The organism is Bacillus sp. YKCMOAS1 (assembly GCF_030268125.1).
Taxonomy (GTDB): domain Bacteria; phylum Bacillota; class Bacilli; order Bacillales; family Bacillaceae; genus Bacillus; species Bacillus safensis.
This window is the reverse complement of record NZ_BSEI01000001.1, coordinates 367,445-390,639: the sequence shown is the minus strand read 5'-3', so window position 1 is coordinate 390,639 and position 23,195 is coordinate 367,445. Positions and strand designations below refer to the sequence as shown.

Here is a 23,195-nt window from a genome sequence, read left to right as displayed (position 1 = left end):
CCTTTTTCTTCACTTGAAAAAAGTGTAACAAGCAAATATGAATAAAATGTTAATAAAAAAAGGCCATTTTTTTATTTTTTAGAAATAAAAACAGCTCTTGATGAAAAGAGCTGTTCAAGTTGTAGAAAGTCCTATGGATACTGAATTTATCAGATAAAGTAGTGATTCCAATGAGAGTAAAATATGTGAGTAGCTATAGAGTAGGTGAGCTCTCATTGAATGGAGCATTGGGAAGTTGAATGATGGCTGTTGTACCAAAGCCAGGCTCAGATTGAATGTCGAATGTCCCATGATGTTTTTTGATGATTTGATAGACAATGGCTAGTCCAAGGCCAGAGCCGCCATCTTTTCTTGTTCGTGCTTTATTTACACGATAAAATCGCTCAGAAACATGTGGAAGATCTTCTTTTGGAATACCATTGCCTTCGTCGGTCACTCTCAATTGAGCAACACTTTGGTGAGCTTGTAATTCAATTGATATTGATTTCCCAGATGGCGTGTAATGAATGGCATTGTCCAGTAAATTACGTATCACTTGTTGGAGACGGTCGCTATCACCATAAACAATACAATCCTCTTCAAGCGTTCGTTTGAAAGTAATGCTTTTTTTGTCAGCGACGAATGCCATTTGATCAAGAACATCGTGGATCAGCTGTGCAAAGACAATTGGCTCCATCGTTAGTGGATAAGAGTCTCCTTCTAACTGTGCAAGATCTAAAAGATCGTGCACAAGACGGCTTAAACGTGTGGCCTCATCTTGGATGATTTGCATCCCTTTCTTTTGATCAATGATCCCTTCTTCAATTCCTTCTGCATAGCCTTTCATATAACTTAAAGGCGTTCTAAGTTCGTGAGAGACATTCGCAAGAAATTCTCTGCGGTGCTGTTCAACTTTTTCGAGGGTTGAAGACAGTTTATTAAAGGAGCGGCTAAGCTGGTTTAACTCATCTCCTTTTTTGGTTACGGCCATTCGTTTTGAGAAATCACCAGATTCCATTTCTATTGCAATTTCTTTCATTTTATTAATGGTCTGCACAATTTGATTGGAGCTCTTATATCCGATCAAGAATATCAGAAGCAGAATCAATAAGATTGATATACCAAGCGTTAATCTAATTTGGACAAAGGGTTCATATACATCTGATAAGGGCATGGAGAGGAAAATAGTTCCCGATAGATCATCATTGCTTGAGAAAACAGGAATGGCGATACCAAGAATATCTTGGTGAAACTTTGGGTGTTCTCTAATTAATACGACGGTTTCACCTTGAAGGAGCCTTTGGCGTTCCTTGAACGTAATGAGATTGTCATTTGTGTCCGTATCAAAAGGAAGTCCACTTGAAAGTTCCATTGGATCATCTGTAAAAATAACGTTCGCCTGACTTGAGTCATTTGCCCATTTCATTCTGTCGGTAAAATACTTGTCTTTCCCGTGTGTGTGGTAGATTTCTGCCAGCTTCTTACCTTGCAGACTTAAGGAATCGATCTGTTTATCAATATATAAATGCTGGTATAAGTAAAAGGTAAGGGCAAGCGCTGAGGCTGCAACGATTCCGATTACTGCAAGGATTAAGAAGAGTACTTTCTTTTTAATCGATAATGGCTTCATTCTTCCTCCTCAAACTTATAGCCGACACCCCAAACGGTTTTAATATATCGTTCTGCTTCCTTTAATTTCAGTCGCAGCGTTTTGATATGTGTATCGACTGTTCTTAAAGAGCCGCTCGTTGAATGTGATTCCCACAATTTTTGATAAAGGTGTTCTCTTGAAAACACATGTCCTTGGTTGAGCAAAAGAAACATGAGCAAATCAAATTCTCTTCTTGTTAAATTAACGGGCTGTTGATGGAGGTAAACTTGTCTGCCATCTTGATCAATCTCCATGTCACCAATCTGTATTCGGCTGCGCTTTAGCGAAAGACCTCTAATTCGTCTCAGGGTTGTTTCAATTCTTGCTGCAAGCTCACGCAGACTGAAAGGTTTCATGATGTAGTCATCTGCTCCAATTTCAAGTCCTCTAATTCGGTCCTCCTCATAACTCCTTGCTGTTAAAAATAAAATTGGAATTTGAGATGTTTGTCGAATACGCTGACAGACTTCAAATCCATCCATGTCAGGCATCATGATATCTAATACAACAAGGTCAATAGATTCCTTTTCAAGCTGATGCAAGGCATCTTTTCCATTATTCGCAGTAGTAATGTGAAAGCCATGTCTCTTTAAAAAAGACCCGATTAACTCAAGCATATCAAGCTCATCATCTACGATTAAAATACGCATTTGTTCCTTCATTTCTTTTCCTCCAACACGATAGCATAAGGTCCTGATGGGACATTTAGTTGATTTTTCATAATAAGTGAGTGTTTATCGATGATGGATACTGAGTTGTCATCCAAGTTACTCACATAAATTGATGTCGTATCAGCGGTGATATAATTCGGATTTTGACCAGTTTCAACAGAAGCAAGCTGCTTATTTGTTTTGGTATCTACTTTGTATAGCGTATGATCTCCATGACATAGTACATATAAAGTAGAAGAATTTTTCTCTGGAAAAAATGCAACAGGCATAACGCCTAGCTTTATTTCTCGCTGTTTTTTGCCTGTTTTAGGGTCATAAGCAAGAATACTTTTATTTAAGGTACCTTGTTTACCATGGCCGCCGATCCAAATGGACTGTCCATCAAAATGAATCCCAGAAGGCCGTTCAAGTACAGAAAACGTACGTATATTTTTTTCCTTTTCAATATCTATGACTGAGACAGTATGACTTTCTGCATTTAAAACAAATAAAACACCTGATGAAGAAAGTGTCATAGAAGAAGGTAATTTTCCGGTTTTCACAGTTGATTTTATTTTTTTCCTTTTCGTATCAATAAAATAAACGACATTTTTCTGCGAATTTGCAGCAATTAATGTATGAGAAGCTGCATCATATGTAAGGGAAGTCAGCCCTTTATCAACATTCATATAATCTGTTGCTGTCCCATTTTTTAGATTGATTTCGATAAGGGATTCTCCCTCTTTACTTGTAGCGATGATGACGTCTTTATTGATTTGAATAAGATCAGTAAGTGGGTGTTTTAAATCCACAGAAGAGAGCATTTTATTTTTTTGTATATCAACTATTGAAAAGGAGGCTTTTTTTAATTGAGAGATGACAGCGATCGATTGAGAGCTGCCTGGCGGTGTAAATTGCTGTTCTTTTCCACAGCCTGTCAAGAATAAAAGTAGAGCTGATAAACAGATTAAAACATATTTCATACGTTCCATTCTTCCGCTCCTTTGCGTTCTCTATTTTCAAAATCATACCACAAAAATTGTGAAAAAAAATTGAAGTTATTTATGCTGAAAAGAATGAAAAAGAGTTTTTAGGTGAAGTGAGGGGAGACAATTTGTACCTGAAGTTCCTTTTTTGTCTGGTCGTATGCCATTTTTCCTTCTTTAAAAGATGATTTTCAGGATTTGATGGATGCACTTGCGATAGCTTACAGTGATACAAATGATGAAAAACTCCCCCGCTCTAAATAGACATAGAGCAAGGGAGCCATTAGGCGGAATGTTCAGATGATGGGGAGGTTGATTTTGTTTTTACACGTTGAGATAAAAAGAAACCAAGAATGCCTGCACCCATCAATACAATAAATAAAGATTGAAAACCACTCATGACCCCAATCAATGTAGACGAAATGATACTGCCAAAATATCGAAAGGTAGAGAAAATACCAGATGCTGAACCAGATAAACTTTGATCAACAGACGTTAAAGAAGCCATCTGCATACTAGTCATTCCAATCCCTGATGAAATTCCACCTGCGATAAGTGTCACGATTAGCAGTGGTAAGGTAGGGTACTGACTGAGTGTGATTAACATGATCCCTGATAAAGTGAGGCAGATAAATGAAAAACCAATCATTTTTTTCGCGCCTTTTTTCGGATGGAGTCTTGCCCCTAGCAAGCCGCTAATAGACATGCAAAGAGAAAATACTGATAGAATGATACCGCTTTGTGTATGAGACAGTGAAAGTTGTTGTTCCATAAACAGCGGCATAATTAGAAGGATGGCATACATGACAAAATTACTTAGCATGATCGACAGGTTAGCATTTGTAAATGAACTGTTTTTAAAAAGCGATAAATCGATGATCGGATTCTTTACTTTCCGTACATGTATAAAGAATAATGGAATGACGATCAACGCTAGAATTCCATAGATCAAGTATTCATTTAGCAAATGGCTTTTTGTGCATAGAATGAGTGTGGCAATCCCGATGGTTAAGTACAATGAACCAATGATGTCCACATTTACTTGTAAGCGTGTATGGTTTATTTTTGGAATGAGTAATACGCCGGTAACAAGTGTAAGGAACAAGAATGGGATATTTACAAAGAATATAGAGTGCCAATCAAAACTCTGAATAAGAATCGAACCAATAAAAGGTCCAAGTGCGGCACCAATACCGGCTCCAAAACCAAAGTATCCCATTGTTTTAGACAGTTTTTCGGGGGATACTGTTGCACGAATCAATGCAATGCTATTCGGTGTTAAAATAGCACCACCAGCTGCTTGAATGGAACGAAAAATGATGAGAAAAGCTAGATTAGGTGCTAAAGCACATCCAATCGAGCCAATTAAAAAGAGCATGACCCCAATTAAATACATTCGCCGGTGTCCGTATATATCTCCTAACTTACCAGCGATAGGCTGAGTGACTGCCATGACAATAAGATAAATTGTGACAACCCAAGTGATGTTTGAAAGGGATTGATCATAATACGTTGATATGGATGATAGAGCAACTGCGATCATCGTTGAGTTGACTGGAACTAGTATAGCCCCAAGCAACAAAGAATAGATGATGAGGCTCTCTTTGTTTAACTTCAATGTGTATACCACCTTTTGTAAAAAAGAAGAATTTCACCCTTTAAGCGGGAGAAATTCCTCTCATGAAAATGTGTGTGCATGTCTCAATAAAATCTTCTTTTTGTGTGAGCACGAGTTGGAAATCTTGCTCTAGTTGCTGAATGAAAAATCCATAATACGTACTAATGAAGATGTCTGCATAAATGTCTTCTTTTCCTTTTAATACATGATGCTTGGCACCCATCTTTTTGAAATATTGTATCAGCATTTCTCTCAGTTCTTGAGGATATAACTTTTCATGATTCGTTAAATCCTTAAACATATCCGGTTCTCGCATGCTGATATAAATAAATTCTTTTTTGGAATTCAAATTTTCAAGGAAATAGGTACCGAGAAACTTTAAATCGGTGTATAAATCGCCTTTAAATTCTGCTTCTAGAGTTTTTGTCGGTAATGATTTCATCTTCATAATGGCAGCAATGACGCCGCGTTTGTTTTTAAAGTTGCGGAAAATAGTTGCTTCACTCACATTCGCTTTTGCCGCTATTTCTTTGGTTGTTGTTTTTTGATAGCCCTTTTCAGTTAATAAATCCATTGTTGCGCGAATGATTCGTTGATTTGTAGATTTTAACAAGCATACTCACCTCAGGTTATGAATGTGTTTGCAACAAAGTAAGTATACCGATAAAATCTATGACCGCCAATACGATTAGTTCATGAACGTGAATGCTGATTTAATATCTGAACGCGTCCATTGCTGCCATCTACTGTCACAAGGTCACCGGATTGGAGTGTTTCAGTTGCTATTCTAGTCCCTAAGACAGCTGGCATCATATACTCTCTAGCAATAATAGCTGAATGAGATAAAATGCCTCCAGCATCTGTGATGACTGCTTTTGCATCTCTAAATAAGCTCGTCCATAAGGGTGTAGTCGATTTGCAAACTAAAATATCATCCTTTTGAAATTGTGAGAATTCTTCAGCGCATGTAATGACTTTTACTCTTCCAGAAACAATACCACTGGATGCGCCAATTCCATGGATCACATCGTTTGTGTTGTTTTCGTTTTCTCTTAACGAACCAAGCATTCTTTCCACTTGCTGCAATTCAGCTTCAGTTGGTGTGCCGGTGTAAGCTGGGAGTTGAATGTCTTCATTTTCTTTCATTTCTATTTTTCTTTGCTGGACAACCGATTCGAATGAGGTAGACGTTGTGAGTGCTTTGTATACCTCTTCATCATAGAGATTCCATATATCATTTTGATGAGGAATTGCTCCTTTTTGTGTAAGAAGTTCACCAATTTTTAATAGATATACCCGGGCTTTAGCATCTAACATGGCATCAATGTAGAAATGGTGGTCATCTCGGATATTCGCTGCTTGAAGGGCAAATTGATACAGCGTCTCAAATTTTGTTTTAAACGACTCATCCTTCACTTGACTCATAAAATGTTTATACGTTTCTTGTCTTTTGATCACTGCTTTTGCAAATTCTTCATCAAAATCACATTGGGTCTGAATGTTATTTCTAATGATATCTAATATATACTCAGGGTTCTCTATCCATGTTTCTTCCGTAAAGTCATGACTTTTAACAGATCGCCAGCCGTAAACCTGGAGAAATTCTTCTAATTTCGAAATGAAGTGTTTTCCTTTTTTCGAGTGATTGAGTGCATACAACAGCTCTGGGTTCTTTTCATGTTGAATAAATGCTTGATGAAGCTCTGGATCTTGAAGGACTTCCTTTGCTATATCCGATAGCATCTTATCTATTTCAAGAGATTTGTTCATTACGCCTATCATCATTTCGTGCAGCAAGACGACTTGTGTTTGATCACCGGTATACGTCACAAGCATGTCTTCGATTATGGATGATAGAATGACTTGTGGCATGATGATATCAAAATGATCATCATATGCTCGTATATAAAAAGCCTTTAATTCTTCAAAGCCTTCGATTGCTTTTTCAATGGTCATAGGCTCATTTATTTGGCGATCGAGTTTTTCGTAAAATGGAAAGAAGTTTTCTTCAAGAATCTTATACATCCGTTCACTTAGATGTGGAAATAACTCAAACATACTTTCATTAAAAACGGGTGCAGCTGTCTCTCCCGCTTGAGACATTTCCGGTGCAGAGTATAGGTGTCCCCTGTAAAGCTTAATATCTTTGATGTTCATATCAGGTACTTGATACTTTTCTCCATTTTTCTTCATCCCGCTTTTTAAGGCTGGTATGATCAGGCTTGAGAAAAGAGGGCTTGTTGGACCAGGCATATGATCGTCCATTGAAATCCAGAAATCTTGCAGCTCTTCTGGCTGCATGAGAAAAGAAGCACCTGCTGTTTCATTTGCTGATTTTGAGAGAGCTGTGGTAATCGGCCTTGCTTGAAGTAAATAAAACGACCCATTTGCTATACCAAATTCGATATCGACTCCATGTCCGTAAAGTTCTTCTACTTGTTTTGTGATTTGTGCGATTTCTATTAATTGATCATCGTTTAGGCAAAACTGGCCAGCCATTTCCTCCGCTACTGGTTCCTCGATGACACCCTCTTGGAAAGGAACAATTTGTAGCTCTTTCGCCCCAAGTGTTTTTTCAATCGAAAAGTTCTCTTTATCTACAATAAACGTGTCTGGTGTCACAAGACCGGAGACAATTGCTTCTCCCAATCCGTAGCTTGCGGTCAGCATCATTTCATTTGTTTTTCCCGATATGGGATTCTCACTAAAGATGACACCGGAAACGTCAGAATGGATCAATCCTTGAACGACAACGGCCATAAGCGGCATCTCTTCCTCGTTTTCATACATCTCTTCCTTATAGTCTGTGACTCTCGCTGCAAAATAAGAAGACCAGCATTCTTTGACAGCTAGTAAAAATTCTTCATTTGATTTGATATTTAAATAGGTCTCGTACTGTCCTGCAAATGAGGCGCCTTCGAGATCTTCAGCAACAGCAGAGGAGCGGACTGCAACTGAGGGATAAGTCTTCCGCAATGATTGAAAGGACGAAAGTAGCTCTGCTTCCATTTGTGAAGGAAACGATGCTTCTTTGATTTTTTGAGAAAGGTTTTGTTCTGCTGGCTGCAGATTGTGATATGAAAGAAAGCTTTCAAAGCTGTTGGTTTTAATAATAAATCCATCTGGGACTGGCAGGCCGTGATTGTTTAATTTGATTAAATTTAGGCCTTTTGCCCCTGCGAGTGATGCGGATTCTTCAGCCGCATGAAATAAAACTGAATACATGGGAATGCCCCCTTATCCAAATAGCCAATGGTTTGTATGTTTCTCTATTTTTTTAAAATGATAGTGCGCACTATCATTTTAATCATAGGATTGATTGGATGTTATTGTCAAAGACAGAAAGACCTATCTTTACAAAGGGGACAATCTCACTAATTTCCTTCTATTTCTAAAACAAAAGTCTCCGAACATGAAAAAAAACGGCGAAATTGAAAACTGTGAATTGTTCAATATGCCAATCTTTACTATAATCAAGGAAGTAGACCATGAAGAGGGAGGGTTTTTGTGATTACAAAAGCCATATTTGCACTAGTTTTTCCTTTCTTGCTCGTTATTTTATTTTCAAAGGTTACTTACAATCATTACGTGGGCATTGCGTTAACAGCAGCGCTTTTATTTGCTTCGTATATGAAGGGCTATACAGAAACCTACTTTATTGTGGGATTAGATATTATTTCTTTAGTAGCTGGGGCTTTGTTTATGGCTAAGAAAGAAATCGAAAAAAGAGAAAAAGCTGAAGAAAATCAATGATGTCATCGCCATCAAGAGCATGATGGCTGAAAACTGACATGTTTTAAACAAGAGCTGTGCTTACGATTTCTAGTAAGCGCAGCTTTCTTTTTCTGCTCATCGAATATCTCACTCCAAAATGTTCCATACTGAAAGGAAGGTTTTCTTAAGAGGGTTATTTGCCAAGGGAGAGAGGGTATGACTGTATTGGAAATAAAAATCAAGTGAGAGCCGAACTTTAGTTCGTATTTTTGTGTTCTTTTATGATAATATATTCATTAGATAGATTTTCGTAACGAAACGGAGGCTTTGATGTGAGTGACCGCTTTGAATTAGTTTCTAACTATCAGCCCCAAGGAGATCAGCCAAAGGCGATTGAAAAGCTTGTTGAGGGGATCCATCAGGGGAAACAGCATCAAACGCTGTTAGGTGCTACAGGTACGGGAAAGACCTTTACTGTCTCCAACCTGATCAAAGAAGTGAACAAACCGACTCTTGTCATTGCGCATAATAAGACACTTGCCGGTCAGTTATACAGCGAATTCAAGGAATTTTTCCCGAATAATGCTGTTGAATATTTTGTGAGTTACTATGATTATTATCAGCCAGAGGCATATGTACCTCAGACCGATACATTTATTGAGAAGGATGCCAGTATCAATGATGAGATTGATAAGCTGAGACACTCGGCTACGTCCTCGTTATTTGAGAGAAGGGATGTCATCATCATTGCCAGTGTGTCCTGTATTTATGGCTTAGGTTCGCCAGAGGAATACAGAGAGCTTGTGCTGTCATTGCGCACTGAAATGGAGATTGAACGCAATCAGCTCCTTCGTAAGCTGGTGGATATTCAGTATTCTCGTAATGATATAGATTTTCAGCGCGGAACCTTCCGAGTCAGAGGAGATGTCGTTGAGATTTTTCCTGCTTCACGAGATGAGCATTGTATCAGAGTGGAGTTTTTCGGTGATGAAATTGAACGTATTCGTGAAGTGGATGCGTTGACTGGAGAAATACTTGGTGATCGTGATCATGTGGCCATTTTCCCAGCATCTCACTTCGTCACAAGAGAAGAAAAAATGGAAAAAGCAATTATCAATATTGAACAAGAGCTAGAAGAACAGCTCGAAAAGCTTCGCGAAAATGGAAAATTGCTTGAAGCGCAGCGCCTTGAGCAGCGGACAAGATATGACCTTGAGATGATGAGAGAGATGGGCTTTTGTTCAGGAATCGAGAATTATTCAAGACATCTGACCTTGCGTCCTCCTGGTTCAACACCTTACACACTGCTTGATTATTTCCCAGATGATTTTATGATTGTTGTCGATGAATCGCATGTGACGATTCCGCAAATCCGTGCCATGTACAACGGGGACCAAGCGAGAAAGCAAGTGTTGGTTGATCACGGATTCCGCCTGCCATCAGCACTTGATAACAGACCGCTCACCTTTGATGAGTTTGAAAAGCATATCAATCATATCGTGCATGTATCAGCAACGCCTGGTCCATACGAGCTTGAGAAAACGCCTGAGGTTGTGGAACAAATTATCCGTCCAACAGGATTACTTGATCCAATTATTGAAGTCCGCCCAATTGAAGGACAAATTGATGACTTAATTGGAGAAATTCATGCACGAATTGAGAAAAATGAGCGTGTGCTCGTGACCACATTGACGAAGAAAATGTCTGAGGATCTTACTGATTATTTAAAAGAAATCGGAATCAAGGTAAATTACCTGCATTCAGAAATTAAGACCCTTGAGCGGATTGAGATTATCCGTGATTTGCGTCTCGGTAAATATGATGTGCTTGTTGGAATCAACCTTCTTCGTGAAGGACTGGATATTCCAGAGGTGTCGCTCGTGGCCATTTTAGATGCGGATAAAGAAGGCTTTTTGCGCTCTGAAAGATCCCTCATCCAGACGATTGGCCGTGCAGCGAGAAATGCAGAAGGTCGGGTCATTATGTATGCAGACAATATGACGAAATCGATGGACATTGCGATTCAAGAAACGAAGCGAAGACGAGAACAGCAAGAAGCATATAACGAGAAATTTGGGATTACCCCACAAACGATCCATAAGAAAATTCGAGATGTTATTAAGGCAACAAAGATACATGAGGATTCGGAAGAATACGAAACAAAAGCAGCACCAAAGCTTTCGAAAATGAGCAAAAAAGAAAGAGAAAAAGTGATCGAAAAAGTCGAGATGGAAATGAAAGATGCAGCAAAAGCGCTTGATTTTGAAAAAGCAGCAGAATTAAGAGATCTATTGCTAGAGCTAAAAGCGGAAGGATGATTGCCTGATGGCTATGGAACGAATAGAGGTGAAAGGTGCTAGAGCCCACAACCTTAAAAATATTGATGTGAATATCCCGCGTGACCAGCTAGTGGTCATTACGGGATTATCTGGTTCAGGAAAATCGTCGCTTGCCTTTGATACCATTTATGCAGAAGGTCAGCGCAGGTACGTTGAATCTCTTTCAGCGTATGCACGCCAATTTCTTGGGCAAATGGATAAACCGGATGTAGATGCCATTGAAGGTCTTTCTCCGGCGATTAGTATTGACCAGAAAACGACGAGCCGAAACCCTAGATCAACAGTTGGTACTGTCACTGAGATTTATGATTATTTGCGTCTCTTGTATGCTCGAGTCGGAAAACCGATTTGTCCTATACATGGGATTGAAATTACGTCACAAACGATTGAGCAGATGACAGATCGTATTTTAGAGTATCCTGAAAGAACGAAATTACAAGTGCTTGCCCCAGTTGTTTCCGGCCGCAAAGGAACACATGTGAAAGTACTTGATCAAATTCGGAAGCAGGGCTATGTGCGAGTGAGAGTCGATGGAGAGATGGAAGACCTTTCAGAAGATATCGACCTTGAAAAGAACAAGAAGCATTCCATTGAAGTAGTCATTGATCGAATTGTGGTGAAGGAAGGCGTGGCTGCTCGTCTGTCTGACTCACTTGAAACCGCGCTGCGGCTGGGCGAAGGCCGAGTGATGATTGATGTGATTGGACAAGAAGAGCTGTTATTCAGCGAACATCATGCTTGTCCGCATTGCGGGTTCTCTATTGGTGAACTTGAGCCGAGAATGTTTTCATTTAATAGTCCTTTTGGTGCCTGCCCGAGCTGTGATGGGCTCGGTTCCAAACTAGAAGTCGACCCTGAGCTTGTCATTCCTAATAAGGATCTGACTTTACGTCAGCATGCCATTGCACCATGGGAGCCGCAAAGCTCGCAATACTATCCTCAGCTTCTTGAGGCCGTATGTACACATTATGGCATCGACATGGACATTCCTGTGAAAGATATCCCATCGCATTTATTCGATAAAATTTTATATGGAAGCGGATCTGAACGGATTTATTTTAAATACGAAAATGATTTTGGACAGGTACGTGAAAATGAAATTGAGTTTGAAGGTGTTCTTCGTAATATTGAACGACGCTATAAAGAAACCAGCTCTGATTATATTCGTGAGCAAATGGAAAAATATATGGCGAATCAGCCATGTCCGACATGTAAAGGATATCGTCTGAAAAAAGAAACGCTGGCGGTTCTCATCAATGGCAAGCATATCGGAGAAATCACCGATTTGTCTGTCTCTGATGCCCTTGATTTCTATGAAAAAATCGAGTTGTCTGAGAAAGATTTGCAGATTGCCCAGCTCATTTTGCGTGAAATCAAAGAGCGCTTGTCTTTCTTAAATAATGTGGGATTAGATTATCTGAATTTGAGCCGGTCAGCTGGCACACTATCAGGTGGAGAAGCGCAGCGGATTCGCCTGGCGACTCAAATCGGGTCAAGGCTGACAGGTGTTCTTTATATATTAGATGAACCATCCATTGGTCTGCATCAGCGCGATAATGACCGGTTGATTGGGACGTTGAAAAACATGCGCGACATCGGGAACACACTGATTGTCGTCGAGCATGATGAAGATACCATGCTAGCCGCTGATTATTTAATAGATATTGGACCTGGAGCAGGAGTTCATGGAGGAGAAGTGATTTCAGCTGGAACGCCAGAAGAAGTCATGAAGGACCCGAAATCATTAACAGGGCAATATTTATCTGGTGAGAAATTTATTCCGCTGCCAATTGAGAGAAGAAAGCCTGACGGCCGCTATATTGAGATAAAAGGTGCAAAAGAAAACAACCTGAAAAACGTGAATGCGAAGTTTCCTCTTGGCGTCTTTACAGCTGTGACTGGAGTATCCGGCTCAGGGAAAAGTACGCTTGTGAATGAAATTCTATTAAAATCACTTTCACAAAAGTTGCACAGAGCGAAGGCGAAGCCAGGTCAGCACAAAGAAATCAAAGGAATGGATCATTTGGATAAGGTCATTGATATTGATCAATCTCCAATTGGCCGTACACCAAGATCGAACCCTGCCACGTATACAGGTGTCTTTGATGATGTGCGGGATGTGTTTGCACAAACCAACGAAGCAAAGGTAAGAGGCTATAAAAAAGGCAGATTCAGTTTTAACGTCAAAGGCGGACGCTGTGAGGCGTGCCGTGGGGATGGCATCATTAAAATTGAAATGCACTTTTTGCCAGATGTGTATGTACCTTGTGAAGTGTGTCACGGGAAACGTTATAACCGTGAAACTCTTGAGGTCACATATAAAGGGAAGAACATTGCTGATGTGCTGGAAATGACGGTGGAGGACGCACTCCAATTTTTCGAGAATATCCCGAAAATTAAGCGGAAGCTTCAAACGATTTATGATGTGGGGCTTGGATACATTACACTTGGACAGCCTGCAACGACATTGTCCGGAGGAGAGGCGCAGCGCGTGAAATTGGCATCTGAGCTTCACCGCCGTTCAAACGGAAGGTCTCTTTACATTTTGGACGAGCCGACAACAGGTCTGCATGTGGATGATATTGCCCGTTTATTAAAAGTGCTTCAGCGTTTGGTTGAGAACGGTGATACGGTGCTGGTCATTGAGCACAACCTTGACATTATCAAGGCTGCTGATTACCTCGTTGATCTCGGACCAGAAGGCGGTGCAGGCGGCGGAACGATCATTGCCTCCGGCACTCCTGAAGACATTGCAAAAGAAGAAACATCTTACACAGGTCAATACTTGAAGCCTATTTTAGAGCGTGACCGTAAGCGTATGAAACAGTTGGTTAAAGAAACGGAAAGTGTGACTTCTTCATAAAGAAAACCCCTCGATATGAGGGGTTCAGCGTGTAGACAAACCCTCGCATTCTTTGTCAGTTCTGCGCTTCGGTGCTCAAGAATGTCAAATTCGCTCCGCTCCGATGCTCGTCCTTCCTAGACTGCAAAGGTTTTCTATCACGCTGAAAAGAAGACAAAGGGCTAAAATCAAGATCATTTTAGCCCTTTGTCAACAGTCTGAAACCCCTCGATAAGAGGGGTTTTTCTTTTATTGGACATCTTCTTTCGGCATTAAATTACTGAGGTGCGTTAAATCCTTTAAAATATGCGTGCTGCTGCTGTCGAGCAGTACCTTTAAATAACGGATATCACCATACTTTGGATGAGACGGATGAATGGTCTCAAGCTCCCTGATCATATCACTGTTCATGCTTTTCTGTTTCTGTATAAGGTCTAAAAGCGTTTGAGCCGTATGGTTTGAATTATGATGATCTGTCAAAATAATTACCCCCTATAATGATAATCACCATCTTTTCAACATATTTTAAAGGGTAATCTGTGAAGAATCTACTCTTAGGTGCAAAAAGAAATAATTTGTGTCTAAGGTCATATGTAAATCGAATGATTTTGAAACTTTTTATACGCAATAAACGTATGAGTTAGAAAGGAATTTTCGTTATGAAGGAGCGAATATATATGAATAGAGATCAGTCGATTATTGCTTCTATTTGTTACTTTAGTGTATTTTTTATGCCGTTTATCGTACCGATCGTGGCGGTTTTTGTAGTAGACCAAAAGGAAACGAAACGGCATGCGATGCGGGCATTATGGTCACATCTTTTACCGGTCGCAGCATGCATTGTATTGGTTTTTGGGTCTATCCCGTTTTTATTGGCGACACAGGCAGGCGACTCGCTCATTCCAGTCATGACGGTGTTCATCTTGTCTTTTTTAGTAGTCATTGGCTTTTTGATCTCTGTCATTTGGAATATCATTCAAGGTATTAAAGTACTTCAATCCATCAAATCTTAGGAGGGCTTTGTATGAATGAAAAAGAACGAATTTTAAAATTAGTAGAAGACGGGGTATTATCAGCAAAAGAAGCAATTACGCTGCTAGAAAAATTAGAAGAAGGTCAGTCCGTCTCATTAGAAAAGTCTACGACTGATCACACCTTTCATGAAGAAAAAGCTGGAGCAGAGAGTAAAGGAAACGGCACCGAAAATCTTGGGGCAAAGCTGTTTGGCTGGCTAGATACTGCGGTGAAAAAGGTAAAAGACGTGGATCTTGATTTGAACTTTGGACAGTCCGTTGATGTTGAGCATATTTTTCAGTTCAAAGACGCCTCGCTCTCTCATTTAGATATTCAATTAGCGAACGGCAGCCTCAATGTAATGCCTTGGGACGATCAAGATATTCGAGCAGAGTGTCATGCGAAAATCTACCGTGCAGAGGATGGAGAGCAGGCAAGACAGCAATTTCTCAATCAATTGGACTGCGGGCTTGAAGGAGATAAATTTTTTATTCGAACCGAAAAGAAGACGATGAAAGTCAATGTTACTTTATACGTACCGCGTATCCAATACGATAAGATCAAGGTCAAGCTGTTTAATGGGCCGATTCGTGGGGAAAAGCTAAAGACAAAAGAACTTGCCGCGAAAACCACAAATGGTGTTGTCTCTTTTGCCTCGTTACAGGCAGAAAAAGTCGGAATTGAAACAGCAAACGGACAAATCAAACTGGCAGATCACGAGTGTGGTATGATTGAAGTAGAAACCATCAATGGGCTCATAGACCTGCGCGGGAAAAGTGAATCAATTGATGCACAAAGCTTTAACGGAAATATTGCGGTTCAGCTGTCAGATGAAAAGTGCCGTTCCATCTATGCGAAAACGACAACAGGCAGTGTGGACGTTCAGATCCCGCGCGCATGTGCAGTGACCGCTGAGCTGAAAAGCAATCTCGGGTCTATCTCTCACGATTTACTTGATGCAGAGATGATTAAAGAAAAAAATGAAACATTACAAAAAGAGAAAATGATCAAAGCCAATCAACAAGCGGCACACAGTATATCAATTTTTGCAGAAACAAAAACAGGCTCAATACAAGTAAAGCACCAATCAGACAAGGAGTGATTCTACATGAAGAAGCTTTATCGTTCAGCAACAGATAAAAAAATAGCGGGTGTTGTTGGTGGACTTGCGGAATATTTAAGTGTTGATGCATCGCTGCTTCGCATTTTAACCGTCATCATCGGATTTTTGACAGCATTTATGCCGATCTTCCTGATCTACTTCATATGGTATTTTGTTGTTCCGGAAGAAGGCACTAAATAAATGCTTAGATGGATCGTCAGTATTTTAGTAAATGCATTACTTTTAATCGTCATTGCTGGATATTTTGATTCAGGCATTTTGCCTGGGCTCGGGAGCGTGTATATTGAAGGATTTGGCGCAGCCATTGTGGCAAGTATCATTTTGTCCTTGCTCAATATTTTAGTGAAGCCGTTTTTGATCATTTTAACGCTTCCAGTCACCGTCCTTTCACTAGGATTGTTCTTATTTGTCATCAATGCCATTACACTCATGATGACATCGAGCTTTATGGGAGATAGCTTTAACATTGATGGATTCGGAACGGCCATTTGGATGGCTGTCATTTTGTCCATTTTCCATCTGTTGATACAAAAAGGAATCGTAGAGCCGTTAGCGAAAAAAAGCTAACGGTTTTTTTGTGCAAATTTGTATCGTTTCTCCGTTCCATCTGACATAAAAACCACCTTCAGGAGACACAATATCCGAAGGGAGGCGGTGCAAGATGGTGAACGTGAGCAGACAAATCATGCTTTTATGTTTTTTTATCATTCTTTTTTGTTTCAGTCAGCCTGCTTCAGCAGGGCCTTTTCTTCAAACAGAAGTGAATGTACCGGACAAGCCTTTTTCGCCTTTTATCTTTGATCAATTTCATGTGGATGTCCGCCCGGTTCAAGGAAAAAGCCATGACCTTCAGTTTCGTGCGTCCATTAGTGACCAAGAACAGATTTTGTCTGCGAACTTGTATTATAAACAAAGTGATGAACTGGGGTATCGCTTGATTCCAATGGAACGGCTGCCCGGAATGAAGCCAGAATTTACAGCGAAAATTCCGCCAGATCAATTATGGAATCCAACCGTTCATTACTATACAGAGTTCCTTACGCAAAAATCAGTGATCAAAACAGCAGAGAAATCGGTTCATTTAAATGGATTTGAAGAGGATCTTTCGCATATTCCGGACTTATTCATCACAGAAATTGTCGTTAATTCAAAAAACCGAAAAGGCAAAGATGCTTTTGAGTTTATCGAAGTGTATAACACGACACATGCGCCTATCTCACTTAAACATTATCAGGTCCGCTACCGCAATCCCACGCAGGGCATCGAATTGGATGATGTATATTCCTTTCATAAAAATCCAATCACCATTTCACCTGGAAAACCTTATGTTTTTTGGCTGAGAAAAAAAGGGCAGGAGCATTTAACTGTAGCAGACTTTAATGCCATGTACAAAAGCCAATTAAAAGAGGGCGAGCATCTAACCATTATCGAGAGCAAAGGACTGTCCAACTCTAAATCTCGTCTTGTTTCGATCACAACAAATATAGGTGAAGAGATTTCTTCTGCCGCATTTCGTTTGAAGCCATCATGGTTTAGCGAGCATAAATCCTTGCTGTTTAAGTATCCAATGGATGGTACGACGCAGACGAAGCTGATTTCGAAAATTGAGGAAGAGCCCACTCCAGGTAAAGTGCTAAAAGCACAAATTCCATCTGAGAAAAAGGAAATTTCTCAAGATATCCATAAACCTGTGATTGAAGATATGACGATAAGGAAACCGGTGAAACCAACTGAAAGTGTAGAGATTAAAGCAGATGTCCAGGATGATCAGGCCGTGAAAACCGTCAAGCTGCGTTATCGAACGAATCGAAAAGAAGCGTTCAAGGAAATACTGCTTCAAAAAGACCAAAATGACCGGTTATTTCATCATATTATTTATTCACCTGAGTTGATTGGGAAGGAACAATTGGAATATCAGCTTGAAGCGTCAGATGGCGAAAATGAAGCCAAGACTTTGAAAAAAACGGTTGATGTGGAGCAGGTTAGCAAAGCCCACGGTCTCCGATTCAATGTTGAAGAGGGAGATACGGTTTCAGGGTTATTTTCATTAAAGGCAACGTCTGATCAGAAAAAAAGCATCGAATTACGGATAGATGGAAAACGGAATCAGCAAGTATCCGCTGCCCTTGAAGCAGATCCATATATTGCATTTGATGTGAAAGGAACAAATTTATATTTTAAAAATGGTGTATCTATAGGTAAGCGTTTACTTTCTGTTTTTGATGATTCGACAAAAGTGTATCGTACCTATACAATGCCAATACCAGAAGAAGAGATAAAAAAGGCAGGTCTCCAAACGATCTCATTCCACGCTGGCACAAAGTCTTCTCCGATAGACCGGCTTCCTGGAGAGAATCATGATGATTTTGAATTGAAAAACGTCAGGATGATCTTATCGAATGGAACACAAATTCATCCAATCAATGCGAAGCCTCAAAAAGAATGGAGAATGGGAGACAGCGGGAACGCAAAAAAGGTTAGAACGTTTCAATTTGAGATTCCAAAAGAGGCTTATGTCTCAACCTATATAAAGTGGGATACAAAAAGGCTGAAAGAAGGGCCGCACTTAATTGAGGCGAAAACCTCAGACGAGCATGCTTCAGTACGTGTGAAAGTTGATAACACTGGGCCGAGAATTAAGACCAACGTACAAGCAAAGGATCAATATAAAGGCGCCTTTACATTAAAAGCAAAAGTAACGGATCGTTGGAGTGATATAGAAGAGTTGAAGGCGTATGTAGATGGCAAACCAGTTTCTTTGCCATATCAGACGTCCTCTAGTGAATTAAAGCCTGGCAAGCACACGTTTATGGTCAAAGCAAAAGATGCAGCTGGGAACATGTCGACGTTGAAAAAAGAGTTCAAGACGGTACATGAGCATCCAGAAACACCAGAACGGGTGGCAGATAAGACGAAAATGAAATCATCAAAGCAAACTGTGCTAACCAAGGATCCAACCAATGATAAGTTAGATTACTCTTTTTATCGTGCCTATCAATATACATCGCTGCATCCTTCAATGAAGATTTTTAAGTATGCAGCAGAGACAGAGCCGCCAAAGAGTTTTCTCCAAAAAGGAGAAATGATTTTTTCTGATCAAGAAAGGAACCGCATTGCATTTGTTGATGGGAAGGCAGTTGAAACGAAGGATTTACAGCGTTTTCCTTATCATCGTTTTCAAATTAAGGTTCATCATGATGTGCGCGAAAAGGATGTCGTCGAAGCTGTATGGAAAGGGAGTTCACTGTCAGGGAGAAAGGTGACAATGTACGCATGGAATCACCACCAGGAAAAGTGGGATAAAATCACTCATCACTTTGCGAAGGATCAAAAGGAATTTTACCTAAAAGGGCTGCTGTCAGTGAGACAGTACATGAAGAATCAAACGTTTGATTTGCTAGTACAGGATGAAATCAGCAAATCGCAAAAGCCATATAAGATGGTGTGGATGTCTGACACTCAATATTATGCAAAGAGCTATCCTCATATCTTTAAACAAATGGTCGAATGGATCAGAGATCAGAGGGAGAAATTAAACATTCAATATGTGTTCCATACAGGCGATATTGTGGATGATTCAAAGGATAAGCAATGGCACCGTGCTGATACATTTATGCGTGTATTAGATGAGAATCACATTCCCTATGGTGTTTTAGCAGGAAATCATGATGTTAGACACAAGGACGGTTTATATGCGGAATACGGGAAATATTTCGGGGAAAAACGCTTTGCTGATAAGCCTTACTATGGTGAATCCTATCGAAACAATAAAGGTCATTATGATCTCATCTCTGCCGGCGGCAATGATTATATGATGGTGTACATGGGCTGGGGGATTAAGCAAGATGAAATTGATTGGTTAAACCGCGTGATTTCTGAGCATCCAGATCGTATTGTCATTTTAAATTTCCATGAGTATTTGTTAGTGAGCGGCAACCGAAGCCCGATTGGCGATCTCATCTTCCACCAAGTGGTGAAACGCCATCCTAATATTGTGGCGGTATTTAGCGGCCACTACCATGGAGCCAGCAGGAAAGTAGATGAGCTTGATGATGACCATGATGGAAAAGCAGATAGGAAAGTATATCAAATACTCGCCGATTATCAGTCAGGACCTGAAGGTGGGCAAGGGTTTATGAGGGTCATAACAGCCGATCAAGAAAAAAATCAGCTTCATTTTACGACATATTCACCTTACTTGAATAAAGAGCATTTTTACGATCCTAAAACGTATGGAGATCAAGATGAATTTTCAATCGATGTGGATTTGACACCGAAAATGAAATCGGTCAAAACCAATTATTTTGAACTCAATGTGTATACGAATGTTCTTCTAGGAGAAGCGCGCGGCGTAAAAAGCGGCAAAAAAGCGAGCTTTGAGTGGAAGGGCTTAAAGCCAAATGAAGATTATTATTGGTACACTGTAGCAAAAGATCGTTTCCAAGGAAAAACCATTTCACCAATATGGAAAATTCATACAAAAAATGATGATGAAACAAAATTTCTTAGGAAATAAAAAAACAGTGCTCCGTGTCAGGGGCACTGTTTATCTTTCCATTGTATGAATGAGCTTGTAACGATCCCCTCTATAAACGGAAACAACATACTCAAATGGAACGTCTTGTTGAAAAAAAGTCGTTCTTGTTATGGAAAGCACAGGATCGCCTGTTGAAATAGACAGCAAGTTTGCTTCTTCCTTTGAGGCAACATTGGCTTCAAGTTCCTGTTTTGCATGAGCAATGACATGGCCAGTGTGAGTTTCTATATATTCATATAAAGAGCCAGTTAAATGTTTCTTTGTTAAATCTTCGGCAAATCTTTCAGGTATATAGCTCGTTTCAATCGCCATTGGTTCATCATTTGCAAGGCGTATCCGTTTGAGCTCAAATACAGCATCACTTTTTGACAGATGTAAGACTGGCAGCAAGTGCTCTGGACATGTAGTTTTTTTGAAGTCAATCAGCTGGCTTGATGCTTTGAGTCCACGCTGGCGCATATCCTCTGAAAAGCTTGTTAAGCCTTGCAGCGGCTGTTCAAATTTTTTTCGGCTAACAAAGGTGCCTTTTCCTTTTTGTCGATACAAATATCCTTCGTTCACAAGATTCGATAAGGCTTGTCTGACAGTCATTCGGCTAATACCAAAGCGTTCGGCATATTCTCTTTCAGAAGGAATGAGTGTATCAGGTGCTAATGTTCCATCCTCAATCTGTTTTTTCAGGTTCTCCATAATCTGATGGTACATCGGAATAGGTGACTGCTTATCAATAAACATGTGAAAATCCTCTCGTTTTTAGCGTAGTGATCCAGCTTCTCGATCAATCAAAACCGTTACATCTTCATGAAGTTTCAGTGCTGAAGCTGGAAAGTCTGGATGAATCTCTGCCTGTTCTAAATATTGTATCACTTTCGCTTTTGATTTTCCTGAAGCAAGAAGGAGAATCTTTTTACTTGAAAGAATGCTCGCAATTCCCATCGTGATAGCATGTGTAGGCACCTCATCGATAGACGAAAAGTATCTTGCATTGGCCTGTCTCGTGTTTTCATCTAACTGCACGACATGAGTCTTTGAGTTGAAAGGGGTACCAGGTTCGTTAAAACCGATATGTCCATTTTGACCGATTCCAAGGAGCTGAAGATCGATGCCGCCTACATCCTCAATGAGCTGGTCATATCTTAAGCATTCCTTTTCTAAATGAGCTGCATTGCCATCTGGAAGAAAATACTGATCGTGAGGGAGATCAATATGATCAAATAAATGACGTTTCATGTAGGTCATATAACTATTTTCGTGTTCTGGATCAAGTCCTGCATATTCATCTAAATTGATTGTTTTTGTTTGCTTGAAAGACAATTGACGCGCTTGATGAAGTTGAATTAACTCTTTGTAAGTATCAATAGGTGTACCGCCCGTTGCTAGGCCGAGTACGGTGTCGGGTTTAGCAGCAATTGTCCTTGCAATAATCGTAGCTGCTTCTTTTCCTAATTGCTCTTTGCTTTCAAATTCGATGATGTTCATTAGTGGTTGGCCTCCTTTTTTTCAAAGACGATTTGTCCACGGCAGATCGTCATCATCAGTTCACCAGATTCATCCCAAATCACCAAATCTGCTAGTTTTCCAACTTCGATGGAACCGAGCTGTTGATCAAGTCCCAGTTGAGCGGCCGCATTGGTTGAGGTCATCTTCGCAATCTCTGTCCACTCACAATCGGTGAGCTGTTTCATCCGTTTGACGCCGTCTTTCATTCGCAAAATTGATCCTGCAAGTGTACCATCGTCCAGCAATGCTTTTTCGCCGCTGACTGTGACCGTCTGACCGCCAAATTCATACGTTCCATACCCGAGTCCCTTTGCACGCATCGAGTCTGTGATCATGATTAAACGATCACTTCCTTTTGCCAAATACGCAAGCTTGATGGAAAGAGGGTGGGAGTGAATCCCATCTGTGATCAGCTCGGTATATAGGTTCTCGTTCGTAAGAGCAGCACCTACAGCGTTCGGTTCACGGTGCTGAAACGAACTTATTGCATTATAAAGATGCGTTACATGGCGTGCACCATGCTTAGCAGCTAAATTTATCATGTCATGATGGGCATTCGTATGTCCAATGGAAGGGATAATGTTCTTTTCCTGTAATAGGGAAAGAAATGCAAAATCTGTGTCTTCCTCAGGTGCAAACGTGACAATTCGAATGAGCTGATCAGAAGCATCCAGCCATTTTTTAAAAAGCGGGATGTCCGGCTGTTTAATCCATTGAACAGGCTGTGCCCCTGCCTTATCTTTAGAAATAAATGGACCTTCGAGGTGGATTCCTATACATTGTGCCTGATTTCCTGCTTGTGCTTCATTACTTTGTTTCCACTGAGCGACATTTTTAAGTGCATGCTCAATCTCATGATGGTTTTGTGTGATGGTTGTCGCTAAAAAACTTGTCGTTCCTTCTGACGGTAGGTTGTCAGCGAGTGTATTCATCGCTTCTGCCGTCGCATCCATCATGTCTGCACCATATCCACCATGGATGTGAATATCAATCATTCCGGGGAGTAAATAAAAGTTTTCCCGGGAAATATATACTTTTTCATAATTTCCTGTCGGTGGTGATGTTGAAATATAGTCAATCTTGCCATCGCGTAAACCGACAAAACCGTTTTCAATGACCTGTGACTTTGTCACAATATGAATATTGGAGAGCAATAAAGAACCGCTCATGTTTGAGCCCCCTTATTCGTTATCTTTGCTTTAAGTTTACTCTTTTTAAGTATAGTTGTCTATACCAGTTAGG

The 23,195-nt window shown here is 40.2% G+C and carries 18 protein-coding genes; 8 read left to right on the top strand and 10 right to left on the bottom strand.

What is annotated here, in order from left to right:
- Positions 1-193 precede the first annotated feature (193 nt).
- The 6 genes from QSJ46_RS02070 to QSJ46_RS02045 form a co-directional block, all read right to left on the bottom strand.
- Positions 194-1,609, bottom strand: coding sequence for a HAMP domain-containing sensor histidine kinase (locus QSJ46_RS02070; RefSeq protein WP_285604206.1), 1,416 nt, complete (start codon positions 1,607-1,609; stop codon positions 194-196).
- Positions 1,606-2,292: a response regulator transcription factor gene (locus QSJ46_RS02065; protein WP_107163007.1), complete on the bottom strand. Its 687-nt coding sequence runs from the start codon at positions 2,290-2,292 to the stop codon at positions 1,606-1,608. Before QSJ46_RS02065 ends, QSJ46_RS02070 begins: the two co-directional genes overlap by 4 nt.
- A complete protein-coding gene (locus QSJ46_RS02060; protein ID WP_269773639.1) occupies positions 2,289-3,272 on the bottom strand; it encodes a YncE family protein in 984 nt (327 codons plus the stop codon). Before QSJ46_RS02060 ends, QSJ46_RS02065 begins: the two co-directional genes overlap by 4 nt.
- Positions 3,273-3,549: 277 nt before the next feature.
- On the bottom strand, positions 3,550-4,884 hold the full coding sequence (locus QSJ46_RS02055; RefSeq protein WP_058837553.1) for an MFS transporter: 1,335 nt from the start codon (positions 4,882-4,884) through the stop codon (positions 3,550-3,552).
- Between the two features lie 40 nt (positions 4,885-4,924).
- A complete protein-coding gene (locus QSJ46_RS02050) occupies positions 4,925-5,497 on the bottom strand; it encodes a TetR/AcrR family transcriptional regulator (protein ID WP_047201852.1) in 573 nt (190 codons plus the stop codon).
- A gap of 80 nt (positions 5,498-5,577) precedes the next feature.
- Positions 5,578-8,109, bottom strand: a complete 2,532-nt coding sequence (locus QSJ46_RS02045) for a PEP/pyruvate-binding domain-containing protein (RefSeq protein ID WP_285604205.1) — start codon at positions 8,107-8,109, stop codon at positions 5,578-5,580.
- 282 nt (positions 8,110-8,391) lie between these two features.
- On the opposite strand from QSJ46_RS02045, the gene QSJ46_RS02040 reads away from it, so the two are divergent.
- From QSJ46_RS02040 to uvrA, 3 genes are all read left to right on the top strand, one after another.
- Positions 8,392-8,637: a CsbA family protein gene (locus tag QSJ46_RS02040; RefSeq protein ID WP_024426229.1), complete on the top strand. Its 246-nt coding sequence runs from the start codon at positions 8,392-8,394 to the stop codon at positions 8,635-8,637.
- Between the two features lie 293 nt (positions 8,638-8,930).
- Positions 8,931-10,916 carry an excinuclease ABC subunit UvrB gene (uvrB, locus tag QSJ46_RS02035; protein ID WP_039181713.1) on the top strand — a complete coding sequence of 662 codons (1,986 nt, stop codon included), beginning with the start codon at positions 8,931-8,933 and terminating at the stop codon, positions 10,914-10,916.
- Between the two features lie 7 nt (positions 10,917-10,923).
- Entirely contained in the window at positions 10,924-13,800 is a 2,877-nt protein-coding gene (gene uvrA, locus QSJ46_RS02030; RefSeq protein WP_285604204.1) for an excinuclease ABC subunit UvrA, read from the top strand.
- A 228-nt stretch (positions 13,801-14,028) separates the two neighbouring features.
- On the opposite strand, the gene QSJ46_RS02025 is transcribed toward uvrA, so the two are convergent.
- Positions 14,029-14,259 (bottom strand): hypothetical protein, encoded by a 231-nt coding sequence (locus QSJ46_RS02025; RefSeq protein WP_047201848.1) that lies wholly within the window; start codon positions 14,257-14,259, stop codon positions 14,029-14,031.
- Positions 14,260-14,456: 197 nt separating this feature from the next.
- Here QSJ46_RS02025 and QSJ46_RS02020 point away from each other — a divergent pair, with 197 nt between their 5' ends.
- The 5 genes from QSJ46_RS02020 to QSJ46_RS02000 all read left to right on the top strand — a co-directional run bounded on the left by QSJ46_RS02020 (position 14,457) and on the right by QSJ46_RS02000 (position 20,432).
- The gene (locus QSJ46_RS02020) at positions 14,457-14,792 is read left to right on the top strand and encodes a membrane protein (protein WP_047201847.1); all 336 of its coding nucleotides are present in this window, start codon (positions 14,457-14,459) and stop codon (positions 14,790-14,792) included.
- Positions 14,793-14,803: 11 nt separating this feature from the next.
- Positions 14,804-15,895 carry a DUF4097 family beta strand repeat-containing protein gene (locus QSJ46_RS02015; RefSeq protein ID WP_285604203.1) on the top strand — a complete coding sequence of 364 codons (1,092 nt, stop codon included), beginning with the start codon at positions 14,804-14,806 and terminating at the stop codon, positions 15,893-15,895.
- A gap of 6 nt (positions 15,896-15,901) precedes the next feature.
- Positions 15,902-16,096, top strand: a complete 195-nt coding sequence (locus QSJ46_RS02010) for a PspC domain-containing protein (protein ID WP_024423578.1) — start codon at positions 15,902-15,904, stop codon at positions 16,094-16,096.
- Complete coding sequence (locus tag QSJ46_RS02005) at positions 16,097-16,483, top strand: phage holin family protein (protein WP_024423577.1); 387 nt, start codon at positions 16,097-16,099, stop codon at positions 16,481-16,483.
- Between the two features lie 94 nt (positions 16,484-16,577).
- The gene (locus QSJ46_RS02000) at positions 16,578-20,432 is read left to right on the top strand and encodes a metallophosphoesterase (protein ID WP_285604202.1); all 3,855 of its coding nucleotides are present in this window, start codon (positions 16,578-16,580) and stop codon (positions 20,430-20,432) included.
- A gap of 30 nt (positions 20,433-20,462) precedes the next feature.
- On the opposite strand, the gene QSJ46_RS01995 is transcribed toward QSJ46_RS02000, so the two are convergent.
- From QSJ46_RS01995 to nagA, 3 genes are read right to left on the bottom strand one after another with little or no spacing between them, the layout of a single operon-like run.
- Entirely contained in the window at positions 20,463-21,188 is a 726-nt protein-coding gene (locus QSJ46_RS01995; protein ID WP_285604201.1) for a GntR family transcriptional regulator, read from the bottom strand.
- An 18-nt stretch (positions 21,189-21,206) separates the two neighbouring features.
- A complete protein-coding gene (nagB, locus tag QSJ46_RS01990) occupies positions 21,207-21,932 on the bottom strand; it encodes a glucosamine-6-phosphate deaminase (protein ID WP_285604200.1) in 726 nt (241 codons plus the stop codon).
- A complete protein-coding gene (nagA, locus tag QSJ46_RS01985) occupies positions 21,932-23,122 on the bottom strand; it encodes an N-acetylglucosamine-6-phosphate deacetylase (RefSeq protein WP_285604199.1) in 1,191 nt (396 codons plus the stop codon). The genes nagB and nagA overlap by 1 nt, the downstream gene beginning before the upstream one ends.
- Positions 23,123-23,195 lie beyond the last annotated feature (73 nt).

Bases quoted from the DNA above. Each gene is read 5' to 3' on its own strand.
- QSJ46_RS02070 (WP_285604206.1), bottom strand. From the start codon at position 1,609: ATGAAGCCATTATCGATTAAAAAGAAAGTACTCTTCTTAATCCTTGCA.
- QSJ46_RS02065 (WP_107163007.1), bottom strand. From the start codon at position 2,292: ATGAAGGAACAAATGCGTATTTTAATCGTAGATGATGAGCTTGATATG.
- QSJ46_RS02060 (WP_269773639.1), bottom strand. From the start codon at position 3,272: ATGGAACGTATGAAATATGTTTTAATCTGTTTATCAGCTCTACTTTTA.
- QSJ46_RS02045 (WP_285604205.1), bottom strand. From the start codon at position 8,109: ATGTATTCAGTTTTATTTCATGCGGCTGAAGAATCCGCATCACTCGCA.
- uvrA (WP_285604204.1), top strand. From the start codon at position 10,924: ATGGCTATGGAACGAATAGAGGTGAAAGGTGCTAGAGCCCACAACCTT.
- QSJ46_RS02020 (WP_047201847.1), top strand. From the start codon at position 14,457: ATGAATAGAGATCAGTCGATTATTGCTTCTATTTGTTACTTTAGTGTA.
- QSJ46_RS02015 (WP_285604203.1), top strand. From the start codon at position 14,804: ATGAATGAAAAAGAACGAATTTTAAAATTAGTAGAAGACGGGGTATTA.
- QSJ46_RS02010 (WP_024423578.1), top strand. From the start codon at position 15,902: ATGAAGAAGCTTTATCGTTCAGCAACAGATAAAAAAATAGCGGGTGTT.
- QSJ46_RS02005 (WP_024423577.1), top strand. From the start codon at position 16,097: ATGCTTAGATGGATCGTCAGTATTTTAGTAAATGCATTACTTTTAATC.
- QSJ46_RS02000 (WP_285604202.1), top strand. From the start codon at position 16,578: ATGGTGAACGTGAGCAGACAAATCATGCTTTTATGTTTTTTTATCATT.
- QSJ46_RS01995 (WP_285604201.1), bottom strand. From the start codon at position 21,188: ATGTTTATTGATAAGCAGTCACCTATTCCGATGTACCATCAGATTATG.
- nagB (WP_285604200.1), bottom strand. From the start codon at position 21,932: ATGAACATCATCGAATTTGAAAGCAAAGAGCAATTAGGAAAAGAAGCA.
- nagA (WP_285604199.1), bottom strand. From the start codon at position 23,122: ATGAGCGGTTCTTTATTGCTCTCCAATATTCATATTGTGACAAAGTCA.